Source organism: Sphingomonas sp. Leaf412, from assembly GCF_001425405.1.
Taxonomy (GTDB): Bacteria; Pseudomonadota; Alphaproteobacteria; order Sphingomonadales; family Sphingomonadaceae; genus Sphingomonas.
The window spans coordinates 350545-364248 of sequence record NZ_LMQP01000002.1 but is presented as its reverse complement, the minus strand read 5'-3'; the positions used below and the strand labels follow the sequence as shown (position 1 = coordinate 364248).

The 13704-nt window shown below is 66.4% G+C and carries 13 protein-coding genes; all 13 read right to left on the bottom strand.

All coding sequences use genetic code 11. From position 1 onward, the window contains the following. Nucleotides 1-810, bottom strand: an 810-nt coding sequence (locus tag ASG29_RS17435) for a ribonuclease J (protein ID WP_235532798.1), incomplete at its 3' end; no start/stop codon positions are given. Between the two features lie 71 nt (nt 811-881). Continuing rightward, entirely contained in the window at nt 882-1676 is a 795-nt protein-coding gene (locus tag ASG29_RS06185) for a type III pantothenate kinase (RefSeq protein WP_055981734.1), read from the bottom strand. 13 nt (nt 1677-1689) lie between these two features. Then, on the bottom strand, nt 1690-2415 hold the full coding sequence (locus tag ASG29_RS06180) for a biotin--[acetyl-CoA-carboxylase] ligase (protein ID WP_235532797.1): 726 nt from the start codon (nt 2413-2415) through the stop codon (nt 1690-1692). A 144-nt stretch (nt 2416-2559) separates the two neighbouring features. Beyond that, nucleotides 2560-4020: an NADH-quinone oxidoreductase subunit NuoN gene (nuoN, locus tag ASG29_RS06175; RefSeq protein ID WP_055981731.1), complete on the bottom strand. Its 1461-nt coding sequence runs from the start codon at nt 4018-4020 to the stop codon at nt 2560-2562. Next, nucleotides 4020-5555: an NADH-quinone oxidoreductase subunit M gene (locus tag ASG29_RS06170; RefSeq protein ID WP_055982327.1), complete on the bottom strand. Its 1536-nt coding sequence runs from the start codon at nt 5553-5555 to the stop codon at nt 4020-4022. The genes nuoN and ASG29_RS06170 overlap by 1 nt, the downstream gene beginning before the upstream one ends. A gap of 10 nt (nt 5556-5565) precedes the next feature. Then, complete coding sequence (nuoL, locus tag ASG29_RS06165; protein WP_055981728.1) at nt 5566-7641, bottom strand: NADH-quinone oxidoreductase subunit L; 2076 nt, start codon at nt 7639-7641, stop codon at nt 5566-5568. 7 nt (nt 7642-7648) lie between these two features. Further along, entirely contained in the window at nt 7649-7963 is a 315-nt protein-coding gene (gene nuoK, locus ASG29_RS06160) for an NADH-quinone oxidoreductase subunit NuoK (RefSeq protein WP_268796210.1), read from the bottom strand. Further along, on the bottom strand, nt 7960-8571 hold the full coding sequence (locus tag ASG29_RS06155; protein WP_055981726.1) for an NADH-quinone oxidoreductase subunit J: 612 nt from the start codon (nt 8569-8571) through the stop codon (nt 7960-7962). The genes nuoK and ASG29_RS06155 overlap by 4 nt, the downstream gene beginning before the upstream one ends. 9 nt (nt 8572-8580) lie before the next feature. Next, a complete protein-coding gene (gene nuoI, locus ASG29_RS06150; protein ID WP_055981724.1) occupies nt 8581-9066 on the bottom strand; it encodes an NADH-quinone oxidoreductase subunit NuoI in 486 nt (161 codons plus the stop codon). A 1-nt stretch (nt 9067) separates the two neighbouring features. Then, nucleotides 9068-10090, bottom strand: coding sequence for an NADH-quinone oxidoreductase subunit NuoH (gene nuoH / locus ASG29_RS06145; protein WP_414884286.1), 1023 nt, complete (start codon nt 10088-10090; stop codon nt 9068-9070). 20 nt (nt 10091-10110) lie between these two features. Continuing rightward, nucleotides 10111-12102, bottom strand: coding sequence for an NADH-quinone oxidoreductase subunit NuoG (nuoG, locus tag ASG29_RS06140; protein WP_055981721.1), 1992 nt, complete (start codon nt 12100-12102; stop codon nt 10111-10113). Beyond that, nucleotides 12102-12377 carry a hypothetical protein gene (locus tag ASG29_RS16645; RefSeq protein WP_200932376.1) on the bottom strand — a complete coding sequence of 92 codons (276 nt, stop codon included), beginning with the start codon at nt 12375-12377 and terminating at the stop codon, nt 12102-12104. Before ASG29_RS16645 ends, nuoG begins: the two co-directional genes overlap by 1 nt. Further along, complete coding sequence (gene nuoF, locus ASG29_RS06135; protein WP_055981718.1) at nt 12374-13699, bottom strand: NADH-quinone oxidoreductase subunit NuoF; 1326 nt, start codon at nt 13697-13699, stop codon at nt 12374-12376. Before nuoF ends, ASG29_RS16645 begins: the two co-directional genes overlap by 4 nt. Between the last annotated feature and the right edge of the window lie 5 nt (nt 13700-13704).

The following is a 13704-nucleotide window of genomic DNA, read 5'->3' as shown; positions in this document are numbered from 1 at the left end:
CCCCGTCGCGCGCGCGACGCGCAGGATGCGGTCCAGCGAGCGCCCGGTGACGCAGATCGCGCGCCCCGTCTCCTTCGCCACGCGCCCAAGCGTCGACAGACGCGCCGCGTTCGACGCGAACGTGGTCACCACCACGCGCCCCTTCGCCTTGTGGACCGTCTCCAGGATGCCGTCGTAGACGCTCGCCTCGCTGCCCGACGCCTCCAGGTTGAAGACATTGGTGGAATCGCACACCAGCACGTCCACGCCGCGATCGCCGATCGACTGCATCAGCTTCGCGTCGACGGGCTTCCCGATGACGGGATTGTCGTCCAGCTTCCAGTCGCCGGTGTGGAACACGCGCGCGGACGGACATTCGATCAGCAGGCCGTTCGCCTCCGGGATCGAATGCGACAGCGGCACCATCTCCAGCGTGAAGGGGCCGACCTTGAACGGCTTGCCCGCCGCGACCAGCTTCAGCTTCACGCGGTCCTCGATCCGCTCCTCTTCCAGCTTGCCCCGGATCAGGCCCGCGGTGAACGGCGTGGCGTACAACGGCACGCCCAGGTCCTCGGCCAGGTACGGCAGCGCGCCGATATGATCCTCGTGCCCGTGCGTGATGACGATGCCGACGAGGTCCTCGCCCCGCTCCTCGATGAAGCGAAGGTCGGGCAGGATCAGGTCGATGCCCGGATAGGCGCCGTCGGCGAAGGTCACGCCGCAATCGATCATCAGCCACTTGCCGGCATGGCCGTACAGCGTGACGTTCATGCCGATCTCTCCCGAGCCGCCGAGGGCGCAGAAGATGAGTTCGTTGTTCCTGGGGGTCATTCTATCCCTTGTGCAATTCGTTTGGGTGGCGCGCAGCTGGCGCGACGGCAGGCGCCAAGCGGCGCGAAATCTCAGGCGGTGATATGGGCGCGCTCGTACATGATCGCCAGCCCCTGAATGGTCAGGTCGGGCTCGATCGCGTCGAAAACGCGCGTATGCTGTTCGAAAAGGGTGGCCAGGCCGCCGGTGGCGACGACCTTCACCGGCCGCCCGACCTCCGCTTTCATGCGCGCGACGAGGCCCTCGATCATCGCGATATAGCCCCAGTAGATTCCGATGTTCATCTGGTCGACGGTATTGCGACCGATGACGGAGCCGGTCGCGGGCGCCTCGATCGCGATGCGCGGCAGCTTCGCCGCGGCCATGACCAGCGCGTCGAGCGACAGGTTGATGCCCGGCGCGATGATCCCGCCCTTGTACGCGCCCGAATAGTCCGACAAATCCAGCGTAGTCGCGGTGCCGAAATCGATGACGATCAGGTCGCCGGGATGCAGCGCATGCGCCGCGATCGTGTTCACTGCCCGGTCCGCGCCCAGCGAGGCGGGCTCGTCGACATCGATCGACACGCCCCATTCAATCGGCGCACGCCCGGCGATCAACGCGTCGGTGCGGAAATACTTCTGGCTCAGCACCTCCAGGTTGTGGAGCGCGCGCGGCACGACGGTGGAGATGATGACCGCGTCGACATCGTCGCGGGTGTAGCCCTCCAGCTGGAGCAGCTGGTTCAGCCACACCGCATATTCGTCCGCGGTGCGACGCGGGTCGGTCGCGATCCGCCAGCGCGCCTTGATCTCGCGCGCGCCGCCGCCGTCGGCCACCAGCGCGAACACGACATTGGTATTCCCGGCATCGATCGCGAGCAGCATGGGCTTCTTCCCTTCAGACCAGGAACACGTCGGCGGCGTGGATGACACGGGTCGCGCCCCCGGCCAAGCGCAACCGTAGCGCGCCGTCGTCGCCCAGCGTGTCGAACCGCCCCTCCACGCACTCCCCGTCGGGAAGACGCGCGACCAACGGGGTGCCGGGCGGATGCGCGCGCTCCCGCCAGCGGGCGGTGACGGGCGACAGGCCGTCGTCGCGCCACAGGTGCAGCCACGCGGCCAGCATCTCGGCCAACCGCGCGGCCAGCGTCGCGGCATCGATCGCCACGCCCTCCGCGACCAGGCTGGTCGTCGCGCGGTCCGCCAGCGCGGGGTGATGCGCGACGTTGACCCCGATGCCGACGACGACCCAGTCGCCGCTGCGCTCCAGCAGGATGCCCGACAGCTTCGCGCCGTCGATCAGCAGGTCGTTGGGCCATTTCACCCGCAGCTTCGCCGCGCGCGGCGACGGCAGCAGGCGTTCGACGACCTCGTCCAGCGCGACCGCGGCGACCAGTGCCAGCGTCGGCGCGGGCGGATCGCCCGGCGACAGGCGGACGAGCGTGCTGGCGTACAGATTGCCCGCCGGCGACTGCCAGTCCCGCCCCTGCCGCCCCCGCCCCGCGGTCTGGCGTTCGGCGCGCAACCACAGGCCGTCCTCGGCGCTGCCGTCGCGCGCTAGCGCCAGAAGGTCCGCGTTGGTGGAGCCGGTTTCGGCGACGGTCAGGATGCGGGGGGGGCTCACCCTAGGACAACCCCACCCGTTCGTGCTGAGCGAAGTTGAAGCACATGCGGTCCGCGTTCCCTTCGACCGTGGCGCCATGCGCCACGGCCTGTCCTGAGCGCCTGCCTTGGCAGGCAGTCGAAGGGCTCGGGGCGAACGGAGGTCTCAGAACAGCGCGCGCGCCGCCGCCATCGTCCAGGCGGTCAGCAGCGGGATCGCCAGATATCCGACCGGCGAGATCGCGACCGCCGCGACCGCGATCAACCCGCCCTCCAGCTTGTCGCCCGGGCCGAACGCCTCCGCGGGTTCGTCGAAGTACATCGTCTTCACGACGCGCAGGTAATAATAGGCGCCGATCGCGCTCATCGCGATACCGATCACGGCCAGCGGGAACAGCCCCGCCTGGACCGCGGCATGGAACACCGCGAACTTGGCGTAGAAGCCGAACAGCGGCGGAATGCCCGCCAGGCTGAACATGAACATCGCCAGCGCCGCCGCCAGTCCCGGCCGCGTGCGCGACAGGCCCGCCAGGCTGGCCAGCGTCTCGACCGGCTGCCCGTCCGCATCGCGCATCTGCAACACGACCAGGAAGCTGCCCAGCGTCATCACGACGTAGATCGCCATATAGGCCAGCACCGCGGCGACCCCCTCCGGCGTCCCGGCGGCGAGGCCGACCAATGCGAAGCCGATGTTGTTGATCGACGAATAGGCGAGCAGTCGCTTGACGTTCGTCTGCCCGATCGCGGCGACCGCGCCGAGCAGGATCGAGGCGAGGCTGGCGAAGATCACGATCTGCCGCCACTGGTCATCCGCCGGCCCCATCGCATCGATCGCGACGCGCAGGGACAGGCCGATCGCCGCGACCTTCGGCGCGCTGGCGAAGAAGGCGGTGACCGGCGTCGGCGCGCCTTCGTACACGTCGGGCGTCCACATGTGGAACGGCACCGCCGAAATCTTGAACGCCAGCCCCGCGAACACGAACACCAGCCCGAACAGCAGCCCGATGTCCTTCGCGTCCCCGCTCAGCGAGGCGCCGGCATAGGCGCCCGCGATCTCGTCAAACTGCGTCGTGCCGGTGAAGCCGTAGACGAAGCTGATGCCGTACAGCAGGATGCCCGACGCGAGCGCGCCGAGGACGAAATACTTCAACCCCGCCTCCGCCGAGCGCTGGTCCTGCCGCATGAAGCTGGCGAGGACGTAGGCGGCGAGGCTTTGGAGTTCGAGCCCGACATACAGGGTCAGCAGGTCCGCGGCCGACACCATCACGCCCATGCCCATCGCGGACAGCAGGATCAGCACGGGATATTCGGGGCGCAGGTCGTCGCCCGCCGTGCGGCGGAAGAAATCGGGCGCCATCAGGATCGCGATCGCCGCGGCGACGTAGATCAGCACCTTGGCGAAGGCGGCGAAGGCGTCGGCGCGATACAGGCCGTCGAACGCCGCACCGCCATGGGACGCCGGACCGGTCAGCGCGATCAACGCGCCACCGAGAACCGCGACCGCGGCCCAGGACACCGCCTTCGTCGAGGCGGTCCCGCCCCAGGCGGCGACAAGCATGAGCGCGAGCGCGCCGAGGCCCAGCACGACCTCCGGCAGGATCATCGCGAGCTGTGCGGCGTAATTCATCAGTGCGCGCTCCCATGCGCTTCGGCGTGGGCGGCGGGAACGACGCCCTTGCCCTTCGTGGGAAGAGAATCACCCGCGGGCTTCGCACGGTCGAGGCGGGCGAGCAGCATTTGCGTATCCTTGCGCATCGGCGCGAGGAAGCTTTCCGGATAGACGCCCATCCACAACACCACCGCCGCGATCGGCGCCAGCAGCCATAATTCGCGGCTGTTCAGGTCCCGCATTGCGCGGACCTCGTCCGACTTGATCTCCCCGAACACCACGCGGCGATACAGGTACAGCATGTAGCCGGCGCCCAGGATGATCCCGGTCGTGCACAGCAATGCGATCGTGGTGGACACCTGATACGTCCCCATCAGCGCCAGCAATTCGCCGACGAAGTTCGACGTCCCCGGCAGGCCGATCGACGCCATCGTGAACAGGAGGAACAGCAGGGCGTAGCGCGGCATGTTGATCGCGAGGCCGCCGTACCGGCTGATCTCGCGCGTGTGCAGCCGGTCGTAGATGACGCCGACGCACAGGAACAATGCGCCCGATACCAGGCCGTGGCCCAGCATCACCATCATCGCGCCCTCGATCCCCTGCGCGTTGAACGCGAACAGGCCGATGGTCACGATCGCCATGTGCGCGACCGACGAATAGGCGATCAGCTTCTTCATGTCCGATTGCACCAGCGCGACGAGGCTGGTGTAGATCACCGCCACCGCGCTCAGCCCGAACACCAGCCACACGAATTGCGCCGACGCCTCCGGGAACATCGGCAGGCTGAAGCGCAGGAAACCGTAGCCGCCCAGCTTCAGCAGCACGCCCGCCAGGATCACCGACCCCGCGGTCGGCGCCTGCACGTGCGCGTCGGGCAACCAGGTGTGGACCGGCCACATCGGCATCTTCACCGCGAAGCTGGCGAAGAAGGCGAGCCACAGCCACGTCTGCACGTCGGCGGGGAAATCGTACGCCATCAGCGCCGGGATGCTGGAGGTGCCCGCGGTGATGCTCATGTACAGCATCGCGATGAACATCAGCAGCGAGCCGAGCAGCGTGTACAGGAAGAATTTGTACGACGCGTAGATGCGGTTCGCGCCGCCCCAGATGCCGATGATGAGGAACATCGGGATCAGGCCGGCTTCGAAGAAGATGTAGAACAGGAACAGGTCCTGCGCCGCGAACGTGCCGATCATCAGCACCTCGGTCAGCAGGAACGCCGCCATATATTCCGGCACGCGCTTCTCGATCGCCTGCCAGCTGGCGCCGATGCAGATCGGCATCAGGAACACGCTCAGCGCGATCAGCAGCAGCGCATAGCCGTCGATGCCCAGCGCCCAGGCGAAGCTGCCGAACAGCGGCGCATATTCGGTGAACTGCCACTGCGCCCCGCCGATGTCGAACGACAGCCACAGCACGACGCCCAGCGCGAGGTCGACCAGGGTCGCCGCCAGCGCGGTCCAGCGCGCCGCGTTCGCGGACAGGAACAGGCACGCGACCGCGGCCAGCGCGGGCACGAGCAGCATGATCGAGAGGATGGGAAAACCGTTCATCTCGCCCACCTCAACCCGCGATCGCCCAGGTGACCGCGGCGGTGAGCCCGATCAGCATGACGAACGCATAGGTATAGACATAACCCGTCTGGAGCCGCCCCGCGACGCGGCTGCTCCACTGCACCACCCACGCCGAACCGTTCGGGCCGAAGCGGTCGATCGTCCCCTCGTCCCCCTTGTGCCACAGCAGGCGCCCGATCGCGAAGGCGGGGCGGACGAACAGGAAATTGTACAATTCGTCGAAATACCATTTGTTGAGCAGGAAGCGGTAGATCGGCTGGAACGTGTCCGCGAACTTCGCCGGGAAGCCGGGCGACCGGATATACGCGGCCCAGGCGATCAGCAGCCCGGTCAGCATCACGATCGTCGCGGACAGCTTCACCAGCAACGGCACCTCGTGCATCGCATGCATCAGATGCTCGTCGAACGCGATCGAGCCTTTCCAGAAGTGCTCGCCGGCATCCGCCTCGATGAACTGATGGAAGAACACGAAGCCCGCCGCGACCGCGCCGATCGACAGGACGATCAGCGGGACCAGCATCGACCATGGACTTTCGTGCGGATGATAGCCGCCGGTGCCGGTCGGCGTTTCCGCCGCGCCATTATCGTGCGCATGGGGTGCGTGGCCCGCATCCTCCGCTGCCGGATGATCGGCGTGCCCGTGATCGTCATGCCCGTGGCCGTGTGCGTCGTGCACCGCATGCTGGATATGCTCCGACGCCGCCCAGCGCGGGCTTCCCCAGAAGGTCAGGAACATCAGCCGCCACGAATAGAAACTGGTCAGCAGCGCCGCGAACACGCCGGTGAAGAACGCCACCGGCTGCCCCGCGGCCCATGTCGCCTCCAGGATCGCATCCTTGGAGTGATAGCCCGCGAACCCGCCGATGCCGTAGATGCCGACACCCGTGATCGCCAGCGTGCCCAGCAGCATCGCCCAGAAGGTGACCGGGATCTCCTTCCGCAGGCCGCCGTAATAGCGCATGTCCTGCTCGTGGTGCATCGCGTGGATCACGCTGCCCGCGCCCAGGAACAGCAGCGCCTTGAAGAAGGCGTGCGTGAACAGGTGGAACATCGCCGCGCCATAGGCGCCGACGCCCGCGGCGAAGAACATGTAACCTAGCTGCGAACAGGTCGAATAGGCGATGACGCGCTTGATGTCGGTCTGCGTCGTGCCGACCGTCGCGGCGAAGAAGCACGTCGCCGCGCCGATGAAGGTGATGAAGCCCAGCGCGACCGGCGCGGTCTCGAACATCGGCGACAGGCGGCACACCATGAACACGCCCGCGGTGACCATCGTCGCGGCGTGGATCAGTGCCGACACCGGCGTCGGCCCCTCCATCGCGTCGGGCAACCACGTGTGCAGGCCCAGCTGCGCTGACTTGCCCATCGCACCGACGAATAGCAGCAGGCAGATGACCGTCATCGTGTCGAAGCGATAGCCCAGGAAGCCGATCGTGCTTCCCGCCATGCCCGGCGCCGCGGCCAGGATCGCGGGGATCGAGACGGTGTCGAACACCAGATACGTCGCGAAGATGCCCAGCATGAAGCCGAGGTCGCCGACGCGGTTGACGACGAACGCCTTGATCGCGGCGGCATTGGCGGACGGCTTGCGGAACCAGAACCCGATCAGCAGGTAGCTGGCGAGGCCGACGCCTTCCCAGCCGAAGAACATCTGGATCAGGTTGTCCGCGGTGACCAGCATCAGCATCGCGAAGGTGAACAGCGACAGATAGGCGAAGAAGCGCGGCTGGTCCGGCTCCTCGTCCATATAGCCCCAGCTATACAGGTGGACGAGCGCGGAGACGCTGGTGATGACGACCAGCATGACGCTGGTCAGCGCATCGACGCGCAGCGCCCACGACACGTCGAACGACCCCGACGTCATGAAATGCAGCACCGGCGTCACGCTCGCCTCGCTGCCGCCCATCAGGAAGCCGATGAAGATCGGCCACGACAGCGCGCACGCGACGAACAGCGCGCCGGTGGTCACGACCTTCGGGAAGGTCGCGCCGAACGACTTGTTCGCGAACCCGCCGACGATCGCGGCGAGCAGCGGCAGGAAGACGATGAAGAGAATCGATGTCACGAAAGGATTACCCCTTCATCCGGCTGGGATCGTCGACCGAGATCGAGCCCTTGCCGCGGAAGAAGATGACGAGGATGGCGAGCCCGATCGCGGCCTCGCCCGCCGCCACGGTCAGCACGAACATCGCGAACACCTGTCCGACGAGGTCCTGCAACGCCGCCGAAAACGCGACGAGGTTGATGTTCACCGCCAGCAGGATCAGCTCGATCGCCATCAGGATGACGATGATGTTCTTGCGGTTGAGGAAGATGCCCAGCACCCCCATCGTGAACAGCAACGCCGCCACGACCAGATAGTGGATGAGACCGACGCCGCCCGTCACAATTGCACTCCCTGCCCGATCCCGGGCTGCATGTTGCGCGTCGCATCCTGCGGGCGCCGCGCGATCTGGCGTCCGATGTTCTGCCGGTGCGCGCCCGACCGCTCGCGGTGCGTCAGCACGATCGCGCCGATCATCGCCACCAGCAGGACGAAGCCCGCCGCCTCGAAGATGAACAGGTAGCGCGTGTACAGGAGGTATCCGACCGCGGTGATGTTGGGCACGCCCGCATCCATCGGCGCGGCGCGGCGCGACAGCTCGATCCCGCCCGCGCTCCACGCAAAGACGCCGATCATGATCTCCGCCACCAGCGCGACCGCGAGGACCAGGCCGATCCCGAAATAGCGCACGAAGCCTGCGCGCAGTTCGGCGAAGTCGATGTCCAGCATCATGACCACGAACAGGAACAGCACCGCGACCGCGCCGACGTACACGATGACGAGCAGCATCGCGATGAACTCCGCGCCGACGAGGACCATCAGGCCCGCGGCGTTGAAGAACGCGAGGATCAGCCACAGCACCGAATGCACCGGATTGCGCGACGCGATCGTCAGCGCGCCCGACAGGAGCACCACGCTGGCGAAGATGTAGAAGGCGATGGCCTGGATCATGGCGCGCGCCTACCGGTACGGCGCATCGGCGGCAAGGTTCGCCGCGATCGCGCTTTCCCAGCGGTCACCGTTGTCGAGCAATTTGGCCTTGTCGTAGATCAGTTCCTCGCGCGTCTCGGTCGCGAATTCGAAGTTCGGTCCCTCGACCACCGCGTCGACCGGGCACGCCTCCGCGCACAGCCCGCAATAGATGCACTTGGTCATGTCGATGTCGTAGCGCGTCGTGCGGCGGCTGCCGTCGTCGCGCGGCTCGGCCTCGATCGTGATCGCCTGCGCGGGACAGATCGCCTCGCACAACTTGCACGCGATGCACCGCTCCTCGCCGTTGGGATAACGGCGCAGCGCATGTTCGCCGCGGAAGCGGGGCGAGATCGGGTTCTTCTCGAACGGATAGTTGATCGTCGCCTTCGCGCGGAAGAAATAGCGCAGGGTCAGCGCGTGACCCTTCACGATCTCCCACAGCGTGAACGCCTTGATCGTCGACGCGATACTCATCTCAAATCCCCACGCGCATGAACATCAGCACGCCCGAAACAAGGAACACCCAGAACAGCGACAGCGGCAAGAACACCTTCCACCCCAGCCGCATCAGCTGGTCGTAGCGGTACCGCGGCACCGTCGCCTTGATCCAGCTGAAGACGAAGAAGAAGAACAGGATCTTCGCGAACAGCCAGATGATCCCCGGCACGACGTACAGCGGCGCCCAGTCGACCGGCGGCAGGTACCCGCCCCAGAACAACGTCGCGTTCAGCGTGCACATCAGCAGCACGTTGGCATATTCGCCCAGCCAGTAGAGCGCGAACGACATCGACGAATATTCGGTCTGGTACCCGGCGACCAGCTCCGACTCCGCCTCGGTCAGGTCGAACGGCGCGCGCTGCGTCTCCGCTAGGCTCGAGATCAGGAACACCACCGCCATCGGGAACAGTAGGGGATTGAAGCCGAAGCCGTTGACCGGAAGGAAGCTGTAGATCGCGCGCTGCGCCTCCACGATGCCGGACAGGTTGAACGTCCCCGCCCACAGCACGACCGAGATCAGGACGAAGCCGATCGCCACCTCGTAGCTGACCATCTGCGCCGCGGCGCGGATCGCGGAGAAGAACGGATATTTGGAATTGGACGACCAGCCCGCCAGGATGATCCCGTACACGCCCAGCGACGACGCGGCGAGCACGTACAATAGCCCGACGTTGATATCCGCCAGCACGACGTCGAGCTGGAACGGCACCACCGCCCAGACGATCAGCGCGACCGTGAAGGTGATGATCGGCGCCAGCAGGAACAGGCCCCGGTTCGCCGCCGACGGAATGATCGTTTCCTGGAGGAAGACCTTCAGTCCGTCCGCGAACGATTGCAGCAGCCCGAACGGCCCGACCACGTTCGGCCCGCGCCGCAACGCCATCGCCGCCCAGATCTTGCGATCGGCATAGATTATCATGGCGACCGCCAGCATCAGCGGCAGCGCGATCAGCAGGATGCCCGCCATCGTGGCGAGGAACCAGGCCCAGCCATAGGGCATGTAGGAGGCGAAGAATTCGGTCACTCCGCCGCCTCCGCGAATGCTTCGCCATGGACCAGCTCGGTCGAGCAGCGCTGCATCGTCGGCGACGCGCGGCAGATGGCGTTGGTCAGGTAGAAATCCTTGATCGGATAGCCCTCTATCCGCCCGGACGCGGCCGTATCCAGCGACGGCGGGTTCCAGGCGAAGGTCTTCAGGCCCGGCTCCGCCAGATCGGGACAGTCGAGCGCCATCGCGGCGCGCAACTCGCCCAAGGTGTCGAACGGCAACGTCTTGCCCAGCCGCTCGCTCAGCGCGCGGAAGATCGTCCAGTCCTCGCGCGCGTCGCCCGGCGGGAACACCGCCCGCTCGCCGCGCTGCACCCGGCCCTCGATGTTGACGAACGTCCCGCTCTTCTCGGCATAGCTGGCGCCCGGCAGGACGACGTCGGCATGCGCCGCGCCGCGATCGCCGTGGTGGCCGACATAGACCTTGAAGCCCGCGAACTTCGCGAAATCGCACTCGTCCGCGCCGAGGAAGTAGGCGACCGTCGCATCATGCGCGTCGGCGATCCCGCCCTTCGCCGCATAGCCGAGCATCAGCCCGCCCATCCGCGCCGCGACCATATGGACGACGTTGAACCCGTTCCAGCCGTCGCGCACGAGGTTCAGGCTGCTCGCCAGCGCCAGCGCCGCACCATGCGCGCCCTTCATCGCCGCGCCGCCGACGATGACCATCGGCCGCTCCGCCTTGCCGAACGCCTCGGTCACCGCCTCGGGCAGGTTGCCCAGCACCGACAGGTCGTCGCCGAGCCACTCGACCTTGTAGGTCAGCTCGGTCTCCGCCCCGATCGCGAAGACCTTCGCGCCCTTCTTGATCGCCTTGCGGATGCGCGTGTTCACCAGCGGCGCTTCCCAGCGCAGGTTGGTGCCCACCAGCAGGATCGCATCGGCCCGCTCCGCGCCCGCGATGGTGGTGTTGAAATTCACCGCCGCCAGGCTGGACGTATCATAGTCCATGCCGGTCTGGCGCCCCTCCAGCACCGGCGTGCCGAACTGGACCGCAAGCGCCTTCGCCGCGAACATCGTCTCGCAATCGACCGTGTCGCCCGCGATCACCGCCACCTTGCCGTGATCCGCTGCGACGATGGCGTCGAACGCCTCGTCCCATGTCGCCGCGACCAGCTTGCCGCCCTTGCGCACATACGGCTTGTCGAGCCGCCGCCGGACGAGGCCGTCGATCGCGTGGCGCGTCTTGTCGTGCGCCCATTCCTCGTTCACGTCGTCGTTGATGCGCGGCACGCAGCGCAGCACCTGCCGCCCGCGGCTGTCGAGGCGGATATTGGTGCCGACGCCGTCCATGACGTCGATCGTCAGCGTCTTCTTCAACTCCCACGGCCGCGCCTCGAACGCGTAGGGCTTGCTGGTCAGCGCGCCGACCGGACACAGGTCCACGACATTGCCCGACAGCTCGGACGTGACCGCCTCTTCCAGATAGCTGGTGATCTGCATGTTCTCGCCGCGATAGATCGCGCCGATCTCCTCCACGCCCGCGACCTCCTCCGCGAAGCGGATGCAGCGCGTGCACTGGATGCACCGGGTCATGACCGTCTTCACGATCGGCCCCATGTACTTTTCCGTCACCGCGCGCTTGTTCTCGTCATAGCGCGAATGGCCGCGGCCATAGGCGATCGACTGGTCCTGCAAGTCGCACTCGCCGCCCTGGTCGCAGATCGGGCAGTCGAGCGGATGGTTGATAAGCAGGAATTCCATGATGCCCTCGCGGGCATTCTTCACCATCGGCGTGGTGGTGAAGACTTCCTGATTGTCCGCCGCGGGCAAGGCGCACGACGCCTGCGGCTTGGGCGGGCCGGGCTTCACCTCGACCAGGCACATGCGGCAATTGCCCGCGATCGACAGGCGTTCGTGATAGCAGAAGCGCGGAATTTCCTTGCCTGCGATCTCGCACGCCTGAAGGACCGTCGCGCCCGCGGGCACCTCGACCTCGATCCCGTCTACTTTCAGCTTGGGCATTATCGCCAACCTTCAATATTCTGGGGCGCGATCAGATTTCGCTGCTTGGTCAGACCACCCTTCATCCAGAGCGAGTATCCTTTCCGCAGTAGAGCAACCACTTCAGACATTGCTTCTGCTTCGACACGGTGCGCCTTGTGATGCTTGACCGATCCCAACGCGGGATTACCTAACAGATACTTCCCTTCAGCGTTGACTGATGGCTTATAGAGTTCGCTCTCGCCCGCAAACGGGCCTTCGCGATGCAGCCGCAACCTCGTCAGTTCTACACTCACTCCGCCGCCTCCTGCATCGGGGCCATATCCGCAGGCGTGCCGACGCGCTCGTGGATGCGGCGTTCCAGCTCGGGGCGGAAATGCTTGATGAGGCCCTGGATCGGCCATGCCGCGGCGTCGCCCAGCGCGCAGATCGAATGGCCCTCGACCTGCTTGGTCACCTGTTGCAGCATGTCGATCTCGCCGATCTCGGCGTCGCCGGTGCGCAACCGCTCCATCACGCGCCACATCCACCCGGTGCCCTCGCGGCACGGCGTGCACTGGCCGCAGCTTTCGTGCTTGTAGAAATAGCTGATGCGGCTGATCGCACGGACGATGTCGGTGGACTTGTCCATGACGATGATCGCCGCGGTGCCCAGGCCCGAGCCGACGCCCTTCAGGCCGTCGAAGTCCATCGGGCAATCGATGATCTCGCGCGCGGGCACCAGCGGGACCGACGATCCGCCCGGAATGACCGCGAGCAGATTGTCCCACCCGCCGCGGATGCCGCCGCAATGCTTCTCGATCAGTTCGCGGAAGGTGATCGACATCGCTTCCTCGACCACCGTGGGACGATCGACGTGGCCGCTGATCTGGAACAGCTTCGTGCCCTTGTTGTTCTCCGCGCCGAAGCTGGAGAACCACGCCGCGCCGCGTCGCAGGATCGTCGGCGCGACCGCGATCGATTCGACGTTGTTCACCGTCGTCGGGCAGCCGTACAGGCCCGCGCCCGCCGGGAACGGGGGCTTCAGCCGCGGCTGCCCCTTCTTGCCCTCCAGCGATTCGAGCATCGCGGTCTCTTCGCCGCAGATATACGCGCCCGCGCCACGATGGACGAACACGTCGAAATCGTAGCCCGATCCGCAGGCGTTCTTGCCGACGAGGCCGGCGTCATACGCCTCCTGCACCGCCGCGAACAGCGTCTCCGCCTCGCGGATATATTCGCCGCGGATGTAGATGTACGCCGCCCGCGCGCGCATCGCGAAGCCCGCGACCAGCGCACCCTCGATCAGCTTGTGCGGATCGTGGCGGATGATCTCGCGGTCCTTGCAACTGCCCGGCTCGGATTCGTCGGCGTTGATGACCAGGAAGTTCGGCCGGTCGGGCTTCGGCTCCTTGGGCATGAACGACCATTTCGTGCCGGTCGGAAACCCCGCCCCGCCACGACCGCGCAGCCCCGACGCCTTTACGACGTCGATGATCGCATCCTGCCCCAGCGCCAGCAGCGCCTTCGTATCGTCCCAGTCCCCACGCATCCGCGCGGCGTCGAGCCGCCACGACTGGTAGCCGTACAGGTTGGTGAAGATGCGGTCCTTGTCGGTCAGCGACGTGATCGCGCTCATGCGGT

Coding starts and splice junctions, on each gene's coding strand:
- ASG29_RS06185 (WP_055981734.1), bottom strand. CDS start 1,676: ATGCTGCTCGCGATCGATGCCGGGAATACCAATGTCGTGTTCGCGCTG.
- ASG29_RS06155 (WP_055981726.1), bottom strand. CDS start 8,571: ATGATCCAGGCCATCGCCTTCTACATCTTCGCCAGCGTGGTGCTCCTG.
- nuoH (WP_414884286.1), bottom strand. CDS start 10,090: ATGCCCTATGGCTGGGCCTGGTTCCTCGCCACGATGGCGGGCATCCTG.
- nuoN (WP_055981731.1), bottom strand. CDS start 4,020: ATGAATTACGCCGCACAGCTCGCGATGATCCTGCCGGAGGTCGTGCTG.
- nuoG (WP_055981721.1), bottom strand. CDS start 12,102: ATGCCCAAGCTGAAAGTAGACGGGATCGAGGTCGAGGTGCCCGCGGGC.
- ASG29_RS06170 (WP_055982327.1), bottom strand. CDS start 5,555: ATGAACGGTTTTCCCATCCTCTCGATCATGCTGCTCGTGCCCGCGCTG.
- nuoF (WP_055981718.1), bottom strand. CDS start 13,699: ATGAGCGCGATCACGTCGCTGACCGACAAGGACCGCATCTTCACCAAC.
- nuoI (WP_055981724.1), bottom strand. CDS start 9,066: ATGAGTATCGCGTCGACGATCAAGGCGTTCACGCTGTGGGAGATCGTG.